The organism is Diaphorobacter ruginosibacter (assembly GCF_014395975.1).
GTDB classification, from domain to species: Bacteria; Pseudomonadota; Gammaproteobacteria; order Burkholderiales; family Burkholderiaceae_C; genus Diaphorobacter_A; species Diaphorobacter_A ruginosibacter.
Map to the genome: position 1 here is coordinate 929,900 of NZ_CP060714.1, position 18,595 is coordinate 948,494.

General features: G+C 65.9%; 17 protein-coding genes. 10 read left to right on the forward strand and 7 right to left on the reverse strand.

Annotation, left to right across the window (positions count from 1 at the left end; genetic code table 11):
• Positions 1 to 19: 19 nt before the first annotated feature.
• On the forward strand, positions 20 to 721 hold the full coding sequence (locus tag H9K76_RS04190) for an ABC transporter ATP-binding protein (protein ID WP_187600450.1): 702 nt from the start codon (positions 20 to 22) through the stop codon (positions 719 to 721).
• A gap of 44 nt (positions 722 to 765) precedes the next feature.
• On the opposite strand, the gene H9K76_RS04195 is transcribed toward H9K76_RS04190, so the two are convergent.
• Both H9K76_RS04195 and H9K76_RS04200 read right to left on the reverse strand, forming a co-directional pair.
• Positions 766 to 1,878: an isopenicillin N synthase family dioxygenase gene (locus H9K76_RS04195; protein ID WP_187598318.1), complete on the reverse strand. Its 1,113-nt coding sequence runs from the start codon at positions 1,876 to 1,878 to the stop codon at positions 766 to 768.
• Positions 1,875 to 3,272 (reverse strand): O-acetylhomoserine aminocarboxypropyltransferase/cysteine synthase family protein, encoded by a 1,398-nt coding sequence (locus H9K76_RS04200; RefSeq protein WP_187598319.1) that lies wholly within the window; start codon positions 3,270 to 3,272, stop codon positions 1,875 to 1,877. The genes H9K76_RS04195 and H9K76_RS04200 overlap by 4 nt, the downstream gene beginning before the upstream one ends.
• Before the next feature lie 215 nt (positions 3,273 to 3,487).
• On the opposite strand from H9K76_RS04200, the gene H9K76_RS04205 reads away from it, so the two are divergent.
• The 6 genes from H9K76_RS04205 to H9K76_RS04230 all read left to right on the forward strand — a co-directional run bounded on the left by H9K76_RS04205 (position 3,488) and on the right by H9K76_RS04230 (position 9,346).
• Positions 3,488 to 4,513, forward strand: a complete 1,026-nt coding sequence (locus H9K76_RS04205; RefSeq protein WP_187598320.1) for an ABC transporter substrate-binding protein — start codon at positions 3,488 to 3,490, stop codon at positions 4,511 to 4,513.
• Positions 4,510 to 5,580: an ABC transporter permease gene (locus H9K76_RS04210; protein ID WP_187598321.1), complete on the forward strand. Its 1,071-nt coding sequence runs from the start codon at positions 4,510 to 4,512 to the stop codon at positions 5,578 to 5,580. The genes H9K76_RS04205 and H9K76_RS04210 overlap by 4 nt, the downstream gene beginning before the upstream one ends.
• Positions 5,574 to 6,383, forward strand: coding sequence for an ABC transporter ATP-binding protein (locus H9K76_RS04215; protein ID WP_187598322.1), 810 nt, complete (start codon positions 5,574 to 5,576; stop codon positions 6,381 to 6,383). The genes H9K76_RS04210 and H9K76_RS04215 overlap by 7 nt, the downstream gene beginning before the upstream one ends.
• Positions 6,384 to 6,795: 412 nt before the next feature.
• Positions 6,796 to 7,632: a MetQ/NlpA family ABC transporter substrate-binding protein gene (locus H9K76_RS04220; protein WP_187598323.1), complete on the forward strand. Its 837-nt coding sequence runs from the start codon at positions 6,796 to 6,798 to the stop codon at positions 7,630 to 7,632.
• 9 nt (positions 7,633 to 7,641) lie between these two features.
• Positions 7,642 to 8,709, forward strand: coding sequence for a methionine ABC transporter ATP-binding protein (locus H9K76_RS04225; protein WP_187598324.1), 1,068 nt, complete (start codon positions 7,642 to 7,644; stop codon positions 8,707 to 8,709).
• The gene (locus H9K76_RS04230) at positions 8,693 to 9,346 is read left to right on the forward strand and encodes a methionine ABC transporter permease (RefSeq protein WP_187598325.1); all 654 of its coding nucleotides are present in this window, start codon (positions 8,693 to 8,695) and stop codon (positions 9,344 to 9,346) included. The genes H9K76_RS04225 and H9K76_RS04230 overlap by 17 nt, the downstream gene beginning before the upstream one ends.
• Positions 9,347 to 9,446: 100 nt before the next feature.
• Here the strand turns inward: H9K76_RS04230 and H9K76_RS04235 are convergent, their stop codons facing one another.
• The 4 genes from H9K76_RS04235 to H9K76_RS04250 all read right to left on the reverse strand — a co-directional run bounded on the left by H9K76_RS04235 (position 9,447) and on the right by H9K76_RS04250 (position 14,290).
• Entirely contained in the window at positions 9,447 to 10,763 is a 1,317-nt protein-coding gene (locus H9K76_RS04235; protein WP_187598326.1) for a tetratricopeptide repeat protein, read from the reverse strand.
• A gap of 270 nt (positions 10,764 to 11,033) precedes the next feature.
• A complete protein-coding gene (locus H9K76_RS04240; protein WP_187598327.1) occupies positions 11,034 to 12,149 on the reverse strand; it encodes an acyl-CoA dehydrogenase family protein in 1,116 nt (371 codons plus the stop codon).
• Between the two features lie 130 nt (positions 12,150 to 12,279).
• Positions 12,280 to 13,461: an acyl-CoA dehydrogenase family protein gene (locus H9K76_RS04245; protein WP_187598328.1), complete on the reverse strand. Its 1,182-nt coding sequence runs from the start codon at positions 13,459 to 13,461 to the stop codon at positions 12,280 to 12,282.
• A gap of 115 nt (positions 13,462 to 13,576) precedes the next feature.
• On the reverse strand, positions 13,577 to 14,290 hold the full coding sequence (locus H9K76_RS04250) for a YceH family protein (RefSeq protein WP_187598329.1): 714 nt from the start codon (positions 14,288 to 14,290) through the stop codon (positions 13,577 to 13,579).
• Between the two features lie 100 nt (positions 14,291 to 14,390).
• Here H9K76_RS04250 and purN point away from each other — a divergent pair, with 100 nt between their 5' ends.
• Positions 14,391 to 14,969, forward strand: a complete 579-nt coding sequence (purN, locus tag H9K76_RS04255) for a phosphoribosylglycinamide formyltransferase (protein WP_187598330.1) — start codon at positions 14,391 to 14,393, stop codon at positions 14,967 to 14,969.
• Positions 14,970 to 15,029: 60 nt separating this feature from the next.
• Here the strand turns inward: purN and H9K76_RS04260 are convergent, their stop codons facing one another.
• Positions 15,030 to 15,278 carry a DUF1653 domain-containing protein gene (locus H9K76_RS04260; protein ID WP_187598331.1) on the reverse strand — a complete coding sequence of 83 codons (249 nt, stop codon included), beginning with the start codon at positions 15,276 to 15,278 and terminating at the stop codon, positions 15,030 to 15,032.
• Positions 15,279 to 15,327: 49 nt separating this feature from the next.
• Here H9K76_RS04260 and H9K76_RS04265 point away from each other — a divergent pair, with 49 nt between their 5' ends.
• Both H9K76_RS04265 and H9K76_RS04270 read left to right on the forward strand, forming a co-directional pair.
• On the forward strand, positions 15,328 to 17,202 hold the full coding sequence (locus H9K76_RS04265) for a M48 family metallopeptidase (RefSeq protein WP_187598332.1): 1,875 nt from the start codon (positions 15,328 to 15,330) through the stop codon (positions 17,200 to 17,202).
• Between the two features lie 66 nt (positions 17,203 to 17,268).
• Positions 17,269 to 18,543 carry an RsmB/NOP family class I SAM-dependent RNA methyltransferase gene (locus H9K76_RS04270; protein ID WP_187598333.1) on the forward strand — a complete coding sequence of 425 codons (1,275 nt, stop codon included), beginning with the start codon at positions 17,269 to 17,271 and terminating at the stop codon, positions 18,541 to 18,543.
• The last annotated feature ends 52 nt before the right edge of the window (positions 18,544 to 18,595 follow it).

Consider the following 18,595-nt stretch of genomic DNA (forward strand, 5'->3'; position numbering starts at 1 on the left):
GGCACCGGCGGTGCCCGGCATGTTCCGCGTGGAGGACGTGCATACCTATTATGGCGACAGCCACATCCTGCATGGCGTGAGCCTCGACATCGGGAAGGGCAGTGCGGTCGGCCTGCTGGGGCGCAACGGCATGGGCAAGACCACGCTGATCCGTACGCTCATGGGCTATGTGCGGCCGCGCGAGGGGCGCATCTGGTGCGATGGGCGCGACGTGACGGCCTTTGCACCCGAAAGGATGGCGCGCCTGGGGATCGGCTACGTACCCGAAGGGCGCGGTGTGTTCCCGAACCTCACCGTGAAGGAAAACCTGCTGATGAGCGCACGAGCGGGGCTGGAGGGCGAACGCCACTGGACCTACGAGCGCGTGCTTGAGACGTTTCCGCGCCTGAAGGAGCGCTGGAACAACGGCGGTGGCCAGCTCTCGGGAGGCGAGCAGCAGATGGTGTCGATCGGCCGCGCGCTGATGACCAATCCGCGCCTGATGATCCTGGACGAGGCCACGGAGGGCCTCGCGCCGCTGGTGGTCGCGGAGATCTGGCGTGTGATCGCCGCCATCCGCAGCACCGGCATCTCCACGCTCATCGTTGATCGCGACTACCGCAAGGTGCTGGCGCACACCGACCACGCCGTGGTGATGGAAAAGGGCCGGCTGGTGGTATCGACACCGTCGGCCCAACTGCATGCGGAGCCCGAGTTGCTGGCTCGGCTGCTCGGGGTGTGACGCGGCGACATGCGGCGTGCGGACGTGCGGTGTAGCGGGTCGCCTCAGTAGGCCGATGCCTGCAACGGCCCGCCGTGCGCGCGGGCCTGTTCCTGCAACAGCCTGAACTGTTCCGGGTAGAAACGTTCCGCGACGTCCAGGTGCGAGCGGATACGGCCTTTCAGGGCGTTCGTTCCGATATGGCGGAACAGCGGGTTCTCCGGATCGCTCTCCGGGCCCTGTGCCTGCTCGTTCAAGGCCTCGGGCAATGTCAGCAGCGGGATCTCCTCGGCATGCAGGCTCGGCGAGAAGAAATAGGCGATCGAGTACCGGTCCACGCCGCTCTGTGGCGAGATCACGCGGTGCACGTTGGCGCGCAGATAGCCATTGGTGGCAAGCTCCAGCATTTCGCCGATGTTGACCACGAAGGCATTCCTGCGCGGCGGCACATCGATCCAGCCCTTGGACGAGAGCACCTGCAGGCCGCCGACGTCATCCTGCAGCAGCAAGGTGAGCAGGCCGCCGTCCTTGTGCGCCCCCACGCCCTGATCGGACTGGCCCTGGGCCTGCCCCGGGTAGCGGATGATCTTGAAGCGATGGTTGCGCGGCGCGGCGACCAGTGCATCGAGCGCCTGGGCCGACTGCCCCAGCGCCACGAGAAAGGCCTGCAGCAGGCGCTCGGCCACCGAGCGTGTCTGGTCGAGCCAGTCGAGCACGGCGGGCTTCAGCGCCGGCAGTTCGGCGGGCCACTGGTTGGGGCCCTGCAGGGCCCACCAGATCGGATGTTCGGCGTCCACTGCGTTGATGCTGCGCACCGCTGGAAGCTCCTCGCCGAAGTCGATCTGCTCGCGCTGATCGGGCCGCAGGCGCGTGATCTCGCCGCCCACGCCGGTATAGCCGCGAAAATGCGGCGTGTTGCGGATCGCGATGCGTTCCTTGGCTGCGGCCGGGAGTGTGAAAGTCTCGCGCGTCAGGCGCTCCAGTTCCTCTATCGTCCGGGTGTCGATGCCATGCCCCTCCAGGTAGAAGAAGCCCGTATCTCGCGCAATGCGTGCGAGACGCTGGTGAAAGGCATCGTGCCTGGCGGGATCGTCCAGTTCGGACAGGTCGATCACCGGCAGCGCGGTGGCGCTTTCGATGTCTTCGTGGGTGGGCAGGGCCCATGCGGCTGCGCTCATGCTTGTTCCTCCAGTGCGAGTGCCGGTGTGATGATGGTGGTGCGTTCGGTCGGGTGGTGCGGGGCCGGGGCAGCGTGCTGCAGTGCCTGCCGCAGGTCGGCAACCAGATCCTCGGGATGCTCTATGCCCACGGAAAGCCGTACCAGGCCGGGCGAGATGCCGGCATGCCGCAGTTCCTCGTCGCTGAGCAGATGGTGCGTGGTCTCCGCCGGTATCGCTGCGAGCGACTTGCTGTCCCCGATGTTGACGAGCCGCTGGAAGAGCCGCAGCGCGTCGTAGAACCTGCGCGCGGCATCGCGCCCGCCCTGCAGCTCGAAGGAGATCAGCCCGGGGACATGCCCCCCGCGCAGGTAGCGGCGCGCGCTGGCGTGATCCGGATGGCTTGTGAGCGCCACATGGCTCACGGACGATACCTCGGGATGCTGCACCAGCACATCGAGCAGTTCATGGGTGTTGCTGCTGACGCGGTCCAGCCGCAGGGCCAGCGTCTCAAGGCCCTGCAGCAGCAGGAAGGCGGTGTGTGCGGCCAGTGTCGCGCCGCTGTTGCGCAGCGCGATGGTGCGCGCCCGTGCAGCGAAGGGGAAGTCGGGGAACTTCTCGGTGATGACGAAATGATGGAAAGCAGGCTCGGGCGTGCTGAACTGCGGGTAGCGTTCGCGCTGGGCTGCCCAGTCGAAGCGGCCGCCGTCGACGATCAGCCCGCCCACCGCGGTGCCATGCCCTCCGATGTACTTGGTGGCCGAATGCACCACGATGTCCGCACCGTGATCGAACGGGCGCACGAGCAGCGGCGTCGCACTGGTGTTGTCCACGATGACGGCGATGCCGTGCGCGTGCGCCTGGCGGGTGATGAGCTCCAGGTCCGCCACGTCGCCGGATGGATTGGCCACCGACTCCACGAACACCGCCTTGGTGTGTGCGGTGAACGATTGGTGCAGCTGGCTCCATTGATCGCGCGGCAGCAGGGTGCTCGATATGCCGCGTGCCTTCAGCACATGCGCGATCAGGTTCTGCGTTCCCCCGTAGAGCTGTGAGGCAATGACCACATGGTCGCCCGCCTGGGCGAGCGTGGCGAACGCCATGTCGATGGCGGCCATGCCGGAGGCCACGGCCAGGGCCGCGGTACCGCCTTCAAGCAGCGCGACGCGCTCCTCGAGGACGCTCTGCGTGGGGTTGCCCGTGCGTGCGTAGATGTGGCCTTCCTCCTCCAGGTCGAACAGGTCTGCTCCCTGCTGCGCGTTCTCGAAGAGGAACGACGTTGTCTGGTAGATGGGAACGGCGGCACTGCGCTGATGGTCATGGCCGTTGTAGCCCGCGTGCAGCACGATGGTGTCGGCACGCCACGCCGAGGCGGCAATGGGGCGCGGATGGGAAGAGGTGTCGCTGTCGCTCATCGGGGTTCTCCGTGGTTCGGTGGTGCGATGAGGAGATCGTGCGCAGGGCCGTTGCCGTTGGCTACGAACGTTTTCGAGCATCCATATATGGACAGCGAAGGCACTCCGGCATGCGTCGCGTTGTGCATATCGATACGCGGAATGGTTTGTTGGCCTGACTGCGAAGACTGCCTATCGTTCGCTGCATCGATCAACGAACGAACAGGGAGTTTGCAATGGATGAATTCGGTCCGGTGGGCATTCACGATGGCTTGAGTCGGCGCCAGCTGTTGGCGAGCGCCGCCGTTGCGGGGGGCGTGGCCGCGGCGGGGCTGCTGCCGGCGCAGGTGCGATCTCAGCCGCGCAAGATCACGCTGGCATGGAGCCAGGCCAGCTTCTGCCAGGTGCCTGTTCCGATTGCGCTGGAGCGCGGGTTCTTCGAAAAGAACGGCCTGCAGGTGGAGATGCTCAACTGGGGCGGTTCAGCCGACCAGCTGCTGGAGGCGCTTGCCACCGGCAAGGCCGAGGTCGGCGTGGGCCTGATCCATCGTTGGGTCAAGCCGCTGGAGGCGGGGCTCGACGTGAAGCTCGTCGGCAGCGTGCACGGTGGATGCCTGCGCCTGGTGGGCGTGAAGGCTGCCGGTGTGACGGGCGACGTACGCTCGCTCAAGGGCAAGGTCATCGGCGTGGCGGATCTGAACAGTCCGGCCAAGCAGTTCTACGGCATCCATCTCGCCAAGAAGGGACTGGATCCCGAAAAGGATATCGAGTGGCGCGTCTACCCCGCGGACCTGCTCGACGTGGCCGTGAAGAAGGGCGAGATCCATGCCATCGCCGACGGCGACCCGAACCTGTTTCTCATCGAGAAGCGCAATCCGGGTGTCTTCGCAGAACTGGGCAACAGCGCGACGGGCGAGTATGCAGAGAAGATCTGCTGCGTGCTGGGTGCGAGCGGCAAGTTCGCGCGTGCGGAGCGCAAGCATGTGGCGAGCGTGGTGCGCGCACTGGCCGAAGCTTCGCTCTTCGTGGCGGACAACCCCAACGAATCCGCGCGCATCTTTGCCAAGTACACGCCCAAGTTCGAAGTCCAGGATCTGCAGCGCCTGCTGGCGGAGCTGACCTACAAGCACCATCCCGCGGGCGGCAACCTGCGCGATGAGGTGCGCGACTTCGCGGCGGATTTCCGCTCCGCTGGCATTCTCAAGAAGAGCACCGACCCCGTGCGCTTTGCCAACCACGTTGCCCTGGATGTGCTGTCATGAACACCACCACTTTGCCCGCTTCATTTCCCGTCACCATCGCGTCATCGGCTGCGGCTTCGGCGGCACAGGAGTCGTCAGGTGCTGCTGGACAGGCACGGCCTGCCTTGCGATGGAGCCCGTGGGGCAGGGGGCTGATCGCCTCCGTCGCATGGCTTGCCCTGGCCGCCATCACGGCGTTCTGGCCCAACAAGGAGTTGGGGTTCAGCGACTGGGCCTACACGCAGGAGTTCGCGGCCGTCGCCGCGGCGGTGGGCGTGCTGCTGTTGCTGGTCTCGGTGGCGCGCGGGCGGCTGGGGGCCTTCTTCCAGTGGCTGCGGCCTGCGGGTCCCTGGCTGATTGCCGGTGCCGCGCTGCTTGCCGTCTGGCAGGTGCTGACCGCCAAGACAGGCGTCCTGCCGTCGCCGTTCTTCGCGCCGCCGCAGAGTTTGTTCGAGGTCTACATCGACGACGGCCCGCGGCTGGGCCTGTCCATTGCGCATTCGCTGCGTCTTCTGGTCAACGGCATCCTGATCGGTGCGCTGGTTGGTTTCGTGACTGGCGTATGGGTGGGGTGGTCGCGCATCGCGGGCTACTGGGTGCATCCGCTGCTGCGATTCCTGGGGCCGGTGCCGGCGTCCGCGCTGCTGCCGCTGGCATTCTTCTTCGCGCCCTCGAGCTACAGCGCCGCGGTGTTCCTCATTGCGCTGGCAACATTCTTTCCCGTGGCGGTACTCACCTGGTCGGGCGTTGCCAACGTGAACCGCAGCTACTACGACGTCGCACGCACGCTCGGCGCCTCCAGCTGGTTCCTGGTGCTGCGCGTGGCCATCCCGGCGGCCCTTCCGCAGGTCTTCGTGGGCCTGTTCATGGGCCTGGGGGCGGCTTTCTCGGTGCTCATCACGGCGGAGATGATGGGTGTGAAGGCGGGGCTTGGCTGGTACCTGCAGTGGGCGCAGGGCTGGGCTGCCTACGCCAACATGTATGGCGCGCTGCTGGTCATGGCGGTGCTGTGTTCGGGGTTGATCACCCTGCTGTTCACGTTGCGCGATCGCGTACTGGTATGGCAGAAGGGGACCGTGAAATGGTGAGCGTTGCACAGGCCTTGCCTGATACCGATGATGCACCGCGCACGGCGCGCGGCGCACGGATCGATGCGCAGCATGTGAGCCACGGCTTCGTGCAGAAGCAGGGAGCGCTGCAGGTACTCGACGATGTGAGCGTGCAGGTCGAGCCCGGGGAGTTCGTGGCGCTGCTCGGCCCCAGCGGCTGCGGCAAGTCCACGCTGCTGCGCCTGGTCGCGGGACTGGAGGCGCCCGTCCAGGGCCGTATCACCCAGGATGGCTCGGACATCGCGCAGCCCGATCCCTCGCGCATCGTGGTGTTCCAGGATCCGACGCTGTTTCCCTGGCGCACGGTGCGGGACAACGTGGCACTGGGGTTGCAGGCGCGCAAGGTTCCTCGCGACCAGCATGCGCGCATCGACGAGGCGCTGAAGCTCGTGGGCCTCACCGAGTTCGCACAGAGCTATCCGCACCAGCTGTCGGGCGGCATGGCGCAGCGCGCGGCGCTGGCCCGCGCACTGGTCAACGATCCGCAGTTGCTGATCCTGGACGAGCCATTGGGCAAGCTGGATTCGCTGACACGGCTGTCGATGCAGGGCGAGATCCTGAAGCTCTGGCAACGCGCAGGATTCTCGGTGCTGCTGGTGACGCATGACGTGGAGGAAGCGCTGTTTCTCGCCAACCGCGTGATCGTCTTCTCGCCGCGTCCGGCGCGCGTGGTGGCGGAGATTCCCGTTGATCTGCCGTATCCGCGGCACAGGGCGGATCCGCAGTTTGTGCAGCTTCGGCAGCAGGCGCTCAGCCACCTGGGGCTGCCTGATTCTTTGTGAGGTGGAGTCTGTCTCCTCGACGAGCCGGTGGATGGCGTATCCACCGGCTCTTTTTTGTTTTTCGTGGGATACCGGGTCCTTTGAGTCGCGTGACGAATGGGTGCGCTGTGCTCGTGGTGAGAGTCTTCGTTTTGAGGTGCTGATATGGACCCTCATACTTTGTTGCAAAGGCTTGCCGTACGCTTGTACTGTCTGCGCCTTTGCGTCGCGTCTGAGGGGCCATCTCAGCATTGGGGTGAACAGTTCACGGCGGGCGCGCGCTGCGAAAGCGGTGTTTGGAAAGTGAAGTCAGGGCGAATGGTGAAAACGGCATGTGCTTACGTGAAAAGCTTCGTTGTTCGGCGAGGGGCCTGCTATCGATACTGGTGCATCTTCAAACTGTTTTCCTCCGTATCGAAAGTGAGCCGCCATCATGAAAAAGCGTGAATTTCTCCGAGTCTCGAGCGCAGCGTTGTTTGGGGGAGCTGCGGCTGGCGCGGGCATCGTCGGTGCATCCGCTGCCTGGGCGGCGACGTCGCCATCCGTCATCCGCGTGGGCGTGCGCGGCGGCGTGGATGAGGAGATATGGGAAGTGGTCACGCAGGTGGCCAAGGAACGCGGGCTGAGCGTCAAACCGGTGGTGCTGAGCGGTGCCGTCAGTCCCAACGAGGGGCTGAACAATGGCGACCTGGAGGCCAACGCGTTCCAGCACATTCCGTTTCTGCGCGACCAGATCCAGCAGCGCGGATACAAGATTGCCTCCGTGGGCACCACGCTCATTTCGCCGATTGCCTTCTATTCGCGGAAGTACAAGAAGCTCTCCGATCTGCCCGCCGGGGCGCGGGTGGGCATTCCCAATGACCCGAGCAACCAGACGCGGGCGCTGGTCGTGCTGCGCGACCATGGCCTGATCGATCTGCGCGAAGGCTTTGACCCGTTCACCGGAACGGCGTTGCTGTCGGACGTGACGAAGTACCACAAGAAGATCGAGCTGGTGGAGATCGCCTCCGTTGTGCTGGCGCGCTCGCTCGATGATCTGGCTGCCGCGGCCATCGTCAACAGCTTTGCGTACCAGGCGGGCCTGATCGCAACGCGCGACGGCATCGCGGTGGAAAAGCGCGAGCACAACCCTTATGTCAACATCATCGCGGTGCGCACCGAAAACGTGGACGCCCCCTGGGCCAAGGCACTGGTGGCCGCCTACCAGTCCGAGCCGGTGCGCAAGTTCATAGAGACCCGTTACCAGGGGTCGGTCATCCCGGCGTTCTAAGGAGCGACCATGACCACCAATCCCCCACAGGTCCGGCTCGCGGCGCACATCGCCTTCGAGGGTGTCGGCAAGTCATTTGCCTCGGCGGAAGGCCAGGTGCATGCGCTGCAGGATGTGAGCTTCGACATCCGGCACGGCGAGATCTTCGGCATCATCGGGCGCAGCGGCGCGGGCAAGTCGACGCTGCTGCGCACCATCAATGCCCTCGAACTGGCGACCGAGGGCAGCGTCCGCGTCCAGGATGTGAATCCCGCCGAGCTCGATGAGGACGGCCTGGTCGCGCTGCGCCGACGGATCGGCATGATCTTCCAGCACTTCAACCTGCTGTCAGCCAAGACGGTGCGCGAGAACATCGCGTTGCCGCTGCGCATCTCGGGAGCCCGTCCGGGGCAGATCTACCACCGTGTGAATGAGCTGCTGGCACTTGTGGGGCTTTTGGACAAGGCGGACAAGTATCCGGCGCAACTCTCCGGCGGGCAGAAGCAGCGGGTGGGCATCGCGCGCGCCTTGGTCCATTCTCCGCAGGTGCTGCTGTGCGATGAGGCCACGTCCGCGCTGGACCCCGAGACGACGCAGTCCATCCTGGGCCTGCTGCGCGACATCCATCGCCGCCTGGGTCTGACGATCGTGATGATCACGCACGACATGACCGTGATCCGGGCCATCTGTGACCGGGTGATGGTGCTGGACCAGGGCAGGGTGCAGGAAATCGGCGATGTGTGGAAGGTCTTCGGCTCGCCTTCCTCGGCGGGGACGCGCGCCTTGCTGCAGCCTTTGCAGCAGGGACTCCCGATCGAGCTGGCCGCGCAGTTGCAGAAAGCGCCATCGGAGCTGGCGCCGCGGGCCCTGCTCGGCATCCGCTATGAGGGCCAGCAGCAGGGCGTTGCGCTGCAGGCGCTCAAGGTGCTGGGCGACGATGCGCAGTTGCTGCACGGTGGACTGGACCGCCTGCGCGGACATTCGCTCGGGCAGATCGTTGTCTCGGTGCCGGCTGCGGGGCTGCCGGGTGCGGACCTGCTGCGCATCGCCACGGGCGCAGACCAACTGGAGATCCTCGGCTATGTCGGCAACCACTGAAAAATATGTGGCGGCGCTGGGAGAGACGCTGCTGATGGTGGGCGTTTCCTCGGTCATCGCGATCGGCGTGGGGCTGATGCTCGCCGTGGTGCTGACGGTGACGGGGCCGCGCGGGCTCTATGCCAGGCCCCGTTTTCACAAGGGGTTGTCGATCGTGGTGAACATCTTCCGCGCGGTGCCGTTCATCATTCTGCTCGTGGCACTGCTGCCCGTGACGCGTGCACTGACGGGCACCACGCTGGGAACCTGGGCGGCCGTGGTACCCCTGTCGATCAGCCTGATTCCGTTCTATGCGCGCATTGCGCAGGTCAGCCTCAACGATGTGGATTCCGGCCTGATCGAGGCGGCGCGCGCCATGGGATGCCGCCGCTGGCACATCGTGCGCCATGTGCTGCTTCCGGAGGCCCTGCCCGGCATCATCGGCGGCATGACGGTGACCGTGATCGCGATGATCAATGCGTCCGCGATGGCCGGGGCCGTGGGGGCGGGCGGTCTGGGCGACCTGGCCATCCGCTACGGCTACGAGCGCTACGAAACGCGTGTGATGTTCGAGGTGATCGTCGTGCTGGTGGCCCTGGTGTCGCTGTTGCAGTTCTCGGGCGAGTGGCTGTCGCGAAAGGTGAACCACCGGTTCTGAAACGTGGGCGGAAAAACGGCAACGGCGCGTGAAGCCTTGCTTCGCGCGCCGTTGTTGTCATGTGGGGCTCTGGGGCGGGCCGCAGCTCTCGGGCCGTGGATCAGGCCGCCTTGTGCGCGACCACGAGGAAGCCGTTGACGGGTTCGCCGGCCTCACGGCGCAGCACGAGATCCTCGATCTGCACGTCCTCGAAACCGGCTTCCTTGCACAGTGCGAGCACGTGGCTGCGCTTGTGGGCGTAGCGGCCGTTGGGCTGCAACACCAGGTCGGGTCCGTTCTCGGGGGCGATCTCGCACGAGAAGTACAGGTCGCCGGCGGGCATCAGGATGCGGTGCGCATTGGGAACGGTGGCCTTCAGGTCGCCGGTGTAGATGAACACGTCGAGCGCCGTGATGATCTCGTAGACCTCTGCGGGCGTCTCGCGCAGCGCGTCCAGCATGTTGACCGTGTGGAAGCGGTCATACACGCCATGGCGGCCTGCCTGCTCGACCATCTTGGTCGAGATGTCCACGCCGATCAGGAACCCGTCGATGCGGCCCAGGCACACGCCCAGCAGACCGGAGCCGCAGCCCAGGTCGAGCACATTCATCGACTTGGTGGGGAAGCGGCGCAGGATCTTCTCCGCGACGATCTTGGGCAACTGGTAGCCCAGGCCACGCACCATGTGCTGGTCGTACGTCTCCGCCATGGAGTCGAACATGCGGCGATTGAGTTCGGGCGGCTGGTGATCGGGTGTCACGCCATGCGCGATGGCGCTGTAGTAGGCGTAGATGGAATTGCCCGGGTCGATCTCGATCAGCGAGGTGGTGTCGGGGATGGCCGCGGAGGCCTTGCCGCCTTCGATCAGCGTGGTGACACGGCCGAGCAGCGCCATCTGGTCCTGGGGATTCTCTTCGATGAGGCTGGTCCAGACGTCATAGGCCTCGGCGTGTTGGCCTGTCACCTGCAGGTCGTTGGCCAGCCAGCGGCGCATCTGCACATCCTTGGGAAGATAGGTCAGGCCGCGGCGCAGTTCGCTGATGGCCAGCTCCATGTTGCCGGAGTCATGGGCAAAGTCCACGAGGTGCGCCAGCACCAGGGCGTTGTTGGGTTCGCGCTTGGTCAGCTTCTGCGCGTGGGCGATGGCCTTGTCGTACATGCCGCGGCGCGCATACAGCAGCGCCAGCTGGAGTTCGCCGGGCGTCCACAGAGGGTCGAGCGCCACCGAACGGCGCAGGGCATCGAATGCCGCCGGAATGTTGCCCGACTTCTCGGCCATGAGGCCCGCGAGCATGAACACGCGTGCGTCGTTCGGCCACATCTGCTGCGCACGGTTCAACGTCTCGGCGGCTTCGCGCAGCTCGTTCTTTTCGATCTGCTGGGTGGCGGTTTCCAGCAGCTTGCGGATGGGATCGTAGGATGTGGCTGTAGCGCTCATAAAACTTCGTGTTGCCAGACCGGGCTGGCTTTTCCGGCAAAAGATCGGTCACCATCTTGGCGACGGGGCCGGTTACCCGGCGCTGAACCCTCGATTATCGCGGATTCATTGGATCCATCCCTCCACTGCCCCTTTGGCATGCTTCATCAGGTGGTTACCGGCTGTGTGTGCGAGGCCGTGCGGGGCCGCGCAAGGAGCAACGCCCTGCAGGCCGGAGCCTGCAGGGCGTTATACGGGGAGCCAGGGCTTATCCGTAGCGGATTGGGGCGGTCAGCCGAACACGCCTGCGGTGTCCTCCATGCGGTCGGATACCTGGCCCAGGTGATACAGCGTGTCACCGAAGGTCATCTCCAGTTGCGTGAGCGACTTGAAGTAGTGGCTCACGATGTATTCGTCGGTCACGCCGATACCGCCGTGCAGCTGCACCGCCTCCTGGCCGACGAAGCGCATGGAGCGGCCGATCTGCACCTTGGCCTGCGACAGCGCGCGGCGGCGGTCTGCGGGCGCCTCTCCCATCTTGAGGCTGGCGAAGTAGCTCATCGAACGCCCGAGTTCCAGCTGCATCTTCATGTCGGCCACGCGATGGCGCAGCGCCTGGAAGCTGGCGATTTCCACACCGAACTGCTTGCGCTGGTTCATGTACTCCGCAGTGACGGCCAGCGTCTTTTCCATGGCGCCAACGGCGTATGCGCCGGTCGCGGCGATGCCCGTGTCCATGGCCAGTTCCAGCGCGGCCACGCCCTCGGTGGTGATCAGCGTGGCGGGGCTGTCGCTGAACTGAACCTCCGCGGCGCGGCTGCCGTCCTGCGTGATGTAGCCTTCGGCGCGGGTGCCCGCGGCGTCCTTTTCGACAAGGAACAGCGCAATGGCGCCATCCAGTTGGGCCGACACCAGCCATGCGTCGGCCTGGTCACCGGCTGCCACGATGCTCTTGCGGCCGCTCACGACATGGCTGCCACCCTGGGCCTTCGCCTGTGCCTGGCAGACGTCCACGCGATAGCGCGAGGCCGCCTCCTGCTGCGCCAGCACGACGAGCGCCTCGCCGCTGGCGATGCGCGGCAGCCACTGGGCCTGCACTGCGGGCGCTGCAAACGCGGACAGCACGTTGGTGGCGACCAGTGTCTGTGCAAGCGGCTCGAGCACGATGCCGCGCCCGAGCTCTTCCATCACGATCATCGCGTCCACCGAGCCGAAGCCCATGCCGCCGTGTTCCTCGGATACGGTGAGCGCCGTGAGGCCCAGCTCGGCCAATTCGCTGTACGCCGCGCGATCGAATCCGCCCGCATTCACGATGGAGGTGCGGCGCTCGAACGTGTAGGCCTTTTCCACCCAACGCTGCACCGCGTCGCGCAGGGATTGCTGGTCTTCTGTGAAATCGAAATCCATGTTTGTTCTCCTGGGTGTCAGGCCTGGCGCCTGACATGCGTTTCAACTTGCCTTTGCGCCACGTGTCCCGGCTTGCGCGGGCTTGCAGCAAGCGTTTCGGGAGGGATATGGTGCGTAGCGACTCAGGGCTTCATCCCAATACGGTCTGCGCCACGATGTTGCGCTGAACCTCGTTGGAGCCGCCGTAGATCGTGGTCTTGCGCATGTTGAAGTAATTGGCCGCCAGCGGCGCGTTGAGCACATTGCCGCCGGGGAAGTGGCCCTGCCAGCCCGCGTCCATCGCCTCCTGGATGAAGGGCAGGCTGAACGGGCCGGCAGCCAGCATCATGAGTTCGGCATAGCGCTGCTGGATCTCGCTGCCGCGGATCTTCAGGAGGCCGGCCACGTCGAGCGACTTCTTGCCCGATTTCTCGGCCGACAGCACACGCAGGACCATCATTTCGAGTGCGATGACGTCGACTTCGAGCAGTGCGATCTGGTCGCGAAAACGCATGTCGTCCCACACGCCGTTCTGCTGCGCCAGGCGCTTCACATGCTCGAGCTCGCGCTTGGCGCGGTTCACGTCGGCGATGTTGGTGCGTTCATGCGCGAGCAGGTACTTGGCGTAGGTCCAGCCCTTGTTCTCTTCGCCGATGAGCTGGTCGGCAGGCACCTCGACGTTGTCGAAGAACACTTCGTTGACCTCGCATTCGCCGTCCAGCAGCTTGATCGGGCGAACCGTCACGCCGGGCGACTTCATGTCGAGCAACAGGAAGCTGATGCCCGCCTGCTGCTTGCCCTCGGTGCTGGTGCGCACCAGGTTGAACATCCAGTCGCCGTATTGGCCGAGCGTGGTCCAGGTCTTCTGGCCGTTGACGATGTATTTGTCGCCCACGCGCTCCGCACGGGTCTTGAGGCTGGCGAGATCGGAGCCCGCACCGGGCTCGCTGTAGCCCTGGCTCCACCAGACCTCGCCGCTTGCGATGCCGGGCAGGAAGCGCTTGTGCTGCTCGGGCGAGCCGAAGGCCATGATCACGGGTGCCACCATCACGGGGCCGAACGGAACGATGCGCGGCGCGCCGGCCATCGCACATTCCTCCTCGAACAGGTGCTTCTGGATGGCATTCCAGCCCGGGCCGCCGAATTCCTTGGGCCAGCCGTAGCCGAGCCAGCCCTTCTTGCCAAGGATCCTGGCCCAGCCCTGCATGTCCTCGCGGGTGAGGCGCTGGGCGTTATGCACCTTGTCGGCAATCGCTTGGGGCAGGTGGGCACGGACCCATTGCCGCACCTCGTCGCGAAACGCCAGTTCTTCGGGCGTGAAGGCCAAATCCATAGTGAGTCTCCTGAGTGATCGGCAGGGCGCCCATCCCTGTGCGCCTCGTTTTCAGTGGAACCCGATTTGTAGCACGCCAGTGCTTTTTTCCGCTGTCCTGACTGAGACAGCTTTTTCAGAAATCCTTCGCGGCAGGCGTCGCTATGCCCAGTTGTTCGCAGACCTGGGCGAGTGCGGATCGCAACTGGGCGACCTCCGTTTCAAGCGCGGCGATGCGTTCGTTCACCGCCGGGTCGCCCGCGGCCGCATGGCTGCCCGATGGCCCGGCAGAGGCCCCGCCTGCGGAGGCTGCCGCGAGCGCGGCCACATCCACAGCGCCGCAGAGCAGGTGGGCCCAGCGCTGCTCGCGCGCGCCCGGGGCACGGGGCAGCAGCACGACCAGCGGGCCACCCTTTTCCTCGCTGCGCGATTGCAGTTCGTCGAGAAACGCCTCGACCGAGGAGATGTCGGCAAAGCGGTGCCAGCGCTCGGAATTGATGCGTAGCTCGCCCGCGGTCTGCGGCCCGCGCAGCATCAGCAGGCCGAGCAGTGCCGCGGACTGGTCGGGAACGCCCACGCCGCGCGGGAAGTTGTGTTCCCAGCGCGATGTGCGCGCACCGCCGATCTCCGTGACCAGCGAGCGGCGGCGCAGGTTGTCGAGCGCCTCCTGGATCTGGGCCTCGCCGAGCTGCATGACGGGATCGCGGCTGGTCTTCTGGTTGCAGCCCGAGGCCAGCGAGTTCAGCGTGAGCGGATAGCTGTCGGGGACGGTACGCGATTTCTCCAGCAGCGTTGCCAGCACGCGGGCTTCCTCGGCGGTCAACGGGGCGGTTTTCGGGTCGAAGGGCATCTTCCAGTCTCTCTCTTGCGGTTGCTTGCGGGTGATTCGGAGGAGGGCTCAATTCTGATCGGGGCGAGCCCCCCGGCCTGAAGTGCGACAATCGCCGCCCATGAAAAATATCGTGATCCTCATTTCCGGCGGTGGCTCCAACATGGCCGCCATTGTGCGTGCATCCCAGCAGCAGGACTGGGCCGGCCGCCATGGTGCACGCGTTGCCGCCGTGGTGAGCAACAAGGCCAGCGCCGGCGGCCTGGTATTTGCCAGGGAGAACGGCATCGCCACGGAGGTTCTCGACCACAAGCAGTTCGCCACGCGCGAGGCGTTCGATGCGGAGCTGGCCAGGATCATCGACCGCCACGACCCCGCGCTGGTGGTGCTGGCGGGTTTCATGCGCATCCTGACGCCAGGATTCGTGCAGCACTTCGAAGGCCGCATGGTGAACATCCATCCGTCGTTGCTGCCCGCATTCCCCGGCTTGCACACCCACCAGCGCGCCATCGACGAAGGCTGCAAGTTCGCGGGCTGCACGGTGCACCGCGTGACCGCCGAGCTCGACGTGGGCCCGATCCTGGAGCAGGCCGTGGTGCCGATTCTGCCGGACGATACCGCCGACACGCTGGCCGCGCGCGTGCTCACCCAGGAGCACGTGATCTATCCTCGTGCCATTGCACAATTGATGCGCAACTGATGCGCGGCTGACCGGCCCCCTTCCGGCTCCGAGCCGCAGCGGGGGTGCGCTGAGACTCCCTCAGCCCTGGTCGTTGGTGACGCGTGCAAAGCGCGGCAGGCTCTTCCCGTCGATCATCACGTTCTCGCCAAACATGGCCGAGGGGCGTACCCACAGGCCGCGTTCGCCGTACAGCGCGCGGTACAGAGTGAGCGACTCCAGCGTCTCGCTGTGCCGCACCGTGTCGATCACTTCGTAGAGGTTGCCTTTGTAGTGGCGGTACAGGCCGGGCTCGATCACGATCAGGGGAGGCAGGTGTTCATCAGACATCGTTAATATTCCGGGCAACAAGAAACATCCAAAAAGGAGTTCGGAGGAGATGGATTACGCCGATTTCGTGCATCTGGCACGCACCAGCGAGCAGGCCTGCGCAGAGAATGGCCGCGCCTACCGCCGCAGCGTGATGTGGTTTGCCGCGCTGGGCTATCTGTGGATCGTCGGCTGCGTTGCCCTGGCTGTGGCGCTGCTGGCCTTCAGTGTGCCGCAATTGCTGGGCGGAAAGTTCAAATTCGCATGGGTGATGCTGGTCTTTGCCGCGCTGGGGCTGCTGTGGGCGAGCGCCCAGGCACTGTGGGTGCGGCTCGATGATCCGATTGACGGCGTGCGGGTGACCCCTGCCGATGCCCCCGAGCTGTTCAAGTCCCTTGATCGCATTCGCCGCCGCATCAACGGACCGCCGATCCATGATGTGTACCTGAACGACGATTTCAACGCCGGTGTGCAGCAGGTGCAGCGCTGGGGCGTGCTGGGCGGGTCGTCCAATCGGCTGGTGATCGGCCTGCCGCTGATGATGTCCCTGGACAAGCCGCGTTTCCTGGCCGTTCTGGCGCATGAGTATGGCCATCTGCATGGTGACCACAACCGGCTCAATGCGTGGGTCTACCGCACCCGCCTGAGCTGGTTCAAGCTCTATCGGAGGAGCATGGGCGACTCGGCGAGCCCGTTCGCCGTGGCGACGCAGGCATTCCTGCGCTGGTACTCGCCGCGGTTCGTGGCACGCTCGTTTGCCATGGCGCGACAGAACGAATATGAGGCCGACCAGGTGGCGGCCCGGCTGCTGGGCCGCGAGCAGGCGATCTCGGCGCTGATCGAAAACCAGGTCAAGTCCTCCTGGTTCCAGTCCCGGTTCTGGCAGCGGCACTGGCTCCAGGCCGTGCGCGAGCCGCTGCCCGTGGGGCCCTATGGGAACATGCATCGCCAGATGGCGCAGCCGCCGGAGCCGGAGTTCGCGCGCGGTGCACTGCGCGCGGCGCTCCAGGAGGTCTCCAGCGTGGATGACACCCATCCGGTGCTGCGCGACCGGGTGTCCGCGCTGGGCGAGGAGCGGCCGGGCCTGCCGGAGCAGTGGTCCACGCGCGGCTCGCTTTCGCTGCTGGGCCGCAGCGCGGGCCACTGGATCGATCACTTCGACCGGGATTGGTGCAAGCACAACGCGGACGAGTGGAAGCGCCACCACGCGCGGCTGCAGCGTGCCCGCGCCCGGGTGCTCGAGCTGCAGGCGGGCGGAGCGACACGCTCCGTCGGCGAACTGGTGGAGACGGCCGATCTGATGCGCCAGCTCCGTCCGGGATCGGCCGCGGCGGCCACGCTGTACCAGCAGGCGCTGGAGCGCGATCCGGCGCAACCCGATGCGCTGATCGGCCTGGCGCAGGGCACGCAGGAGAGCGACTATGGGCGCTGTCTGCAATACCTGGAGCGGCTATGGAGCCACCATGCCACGCACAGGCTATGGGCGGCGCGCATGGCGCTGTCGGAGCTCGAGACGCCGCGCCCGGAGCGCGAATTCCCCGAACAGGCCCTCAAGCTCTGGCGGGAGCGTCGCCGGGAGGGCGAGAACGCCGAAGCAGAGGTGATGCAGGAGCTGGAGCGCAGCCCGCTGCTTGAGTCCGCGCGCCCCCACGATCTCTCGGCGTTCGAGCGCGCAGAGCTGTTGGCGGAGCTGGAGCGCTTCGTTCCCGTGCGGCGCGCCTGGGTGCTGCGCAAACAGCTCGACAGCATGCCCGACAGGCGCACACTGGTGGTGCTGGTGTCGCTCAGCCGCTCGGATGAGGCTGCGAAGCGCCAGCTGTGCGCGGAGCTCGAGCAGCGCATCGCCCTGCGTGCGCTGGTCCTGGTGGCCCCCGCCGAGGACGTGGCAAGCAAGGAGCAACTGGCTCGGCTGGCAGGCGATCCAATCCACGTGCGATCGCTCTGACATCCCGGAGCCGGGGCTCGCGCAGAGCGCAGCTAAGGGATATGCACAAGATGGGACAATCGGGGCATGCACCCCAAAGCCCTTCTGGATGCCTGCGCTGAGCTCGTCAGGCAGGTACTTACTTTCGAGCACCCGGCCGATGCCGTGGTCTCCCGTTATTTTCGCGACAACCGCTCCTTCGGCCCGCGCGAGCGCGCGACGCTGGCCGAAACCACCTATGCCGTGCTGCGCAAGAAGCTGCTGTTCGAGCAACTGGCGCGTTCCGGCAGCGGCGCACGCGAGCGCCGCCTTGCCATCCTGGGCTTTCACGGGCCGCGAGACTTCCTCAAGAGCGCCTTGTCCGAGCAGGAAAAGCAATGGCTCGACGCATGCGACGCGATCCGGCCTGATGAACTGATGGAACACCATCGCCATAACCTGCCGGATTGGCTGGTCGAGCCGCTGCGCTCGCAACTGGGCGAGGAGGGCTTCTGGTCGCTGGCCGAGAGCCTCTCGCAGCCCGCGCCGCTCGACCTGCGCGTGAACACGCTCAAGGACAAGCGCGAGGCGGTGCAAAAGGAATTGCAGAAGGCCGGCATCCAGGCCGAGGCCACGCCGTTCTCGCCGATCGGCCTGCGGATCGACGGCAAGCCCGCGCTCACCAAGCTCGATGCCTTCGTGCGCGGCGCCATCGAAGTGCAGGACGAGGGTTCGCAACTGCTCGCGCTGCTGCTGGATGCCAAGCGCGGCGAGATGGTGGTCGATTTCTGTGCGGGCGCGGGCGGCAAGACGCTGGCGATCGGCGCGGGCATGCGCAGCACCGGGCGCCTCTACGCATTCGACGTGTCGGCCCATCGCCTGGAGGCGCTCAAGCCGCGTCTGGCGCGTTCGGGCCTGTCCAATGTGCACCCCGCAGCGATCGCGCACGAGCGCGATGACCGCGTGAAGCGCCTGGCGGGCAAGATCGACCGCGTGCTGGTCGATGCGCCCTGTTCGGGCCTGGGCACGCTGCGCCGCAACCCCGACCTGAAGTGGCGCCAGACGCCCAAGGCGCTGGCCGAGCTGGAGCAGAAGCAGTCTTCCATCCTCGCGAGCGCGGCGCGCATGGTCAAGTCCGGGGGACGCCTCGTCTATGCCACCTGCAGCGTGCTTCCACAGGAAAACGAGGCCATTGCAGAGGCGTTCTCCGCTGCGCATCCCGATTTCGTGATGCAGGATGCGGGCGAACTGCTCACGCAGCTCAAGATCGAGAACGCGGCCGCGCTCTGCAAGGGCGGCGAAACCGGTACCCGCTACCTGCGCCTGTGGCCGCACGAGCACCTGACTGACGGCTTCTTCGCGGCCGTCTGGACGCGCAAGTAAGCCCACACCGCAAGAGGCAGGGATGCTGTAAATCTGTGCAAACACCGGAACG

What these genes read in the sequence shown, in the direction of transcription:
- H9K76_RS04190 (WP_187600450.1), top strand. Translation starts at nt 20, where the DNA reads ATGTTCCGCGTGGAGGACGTGCATACCTATTATGGCGACAGCCACATC.
- H9K76_RS04195 (WP_187598318.1), bottom strand. Translation starts at nt 1,878, where the DNA reads ATGAGCGCAGCCGCATGGGCCCTGCCCACCCACGAAGACATCGAAAGC.
- H9K76_RS04200 (WP_187598319.1), bottom strand. Translation starts at nt 3,272, where the DNA reads ATGAGCGACAGCGACACCTCTTCCCATCCGCGCCCCATTGCCGCCTCG.
- H9K76_RS04205 (WP_187598320.1), top strand. Translation starts at nt 3,488, where the DNA reads ATGGATGAATTCGGTCCGGTGGGCATTCACGATGGCTTGAGTCGGCGC.
- H9K76_RS04210 (WP_187598321.1), top strand. Translation starts at nt 4,510, where the DNA reads ATGAACACCACCACTTTGCCCGCTTCATTTCCCGTCACCATCGCGTCA.
- H9K76_RS04215 (WP_187598322.1), top strand. Translation starts at nt 5,574, where the DNA reads ATGGTGAGCGTTGCACAGGCCTTGCCTGATACCGATGATGCACCGCGC.
- H9K76_RS04220 (WP_187598323.1), top strand. Translation starts at nt 6,796, where the DNA reads ATGAAAAAGCGTGAATTTCTCCGAGTCTCGAGCGCAGCGTTGTTTGGG.
- H9K76_RS04225 (WP_187598324.1), top strand. Translation starts at nt 7,642, where the DNA reads ATGACCACCAATCCCCCACAGGTCCGGCTCGCGGCGCACATCGCCTTC.
- H9K76_RS04230 (WP_187598325.1), top strand. Translation starts at nt 8,693, where the DNA reads ATGTCGGCAACCACTGAAAAATATGTGGCGGCGCTGGGAGAGACGCTG.
- H9K76_RS04235 (WP_187598326.1), bottom strand. Translation starts at nt 10,763, where the DNA reads ATGAGCGCTACAGCCACATCCTACGATCCCATCCGCAAGCTGCTGGAA.
- H9K76_RS04240 (WP_187598327.1), bottom strand. Translation starts at nt 12,149, where the DNA reads ATGGATTTCGATTTCACAGAAGACCAGCAATCCCTGCGCGACGCGGTG.
- H9K76_RS04245 (WP_187598328.1), bottom strand. Translation starts at nt 13,461, where the DNA reads ATGGATTTGGCCTTCACGCCCGAAGAACTGGCGTTTCGCGACGAGGTG.
- H9K76_RS04250 (WP_187598329.1), bottom strand. Translation starts at nt 14,290, where the DNA reads ATGCCCTTCGACCCGAAAACCGCCCCGTTGACCGCCGAGGAAGCCCGC.
- purN (WP_187598330.1), top strand. Translation starts at nt 14,391, where the DNA reads ATGAAAAATATCGTGATCCTCATTTCCGGCGGTGGCTCCAACATGGCC.
- H9K76_RS04260 (WP_187598331.1), bottom strand. Translation starts at nt 15,278, where the DNA reads ATGTCTGATGAACACCTGCCTCCCCTGATCGTGATCGAGCCCGGCCTG.
- H9K76_RS04265 (WP_187598332.1), top strand. Translation starts at nt 15,328, where the DNA reads ATGGATTACGCCGATTTCGTGCATCTGGCACGCACCAGCGAGCAGGCC.
- H9K76_RS04270 (WP_187598333.1), top strand. Translation starts at nt 17,269, where the DNA reads ATGCACCCCAAAGCCCTTCTGGATGCCTGCGCTGAGCTCGTCAGGCAG.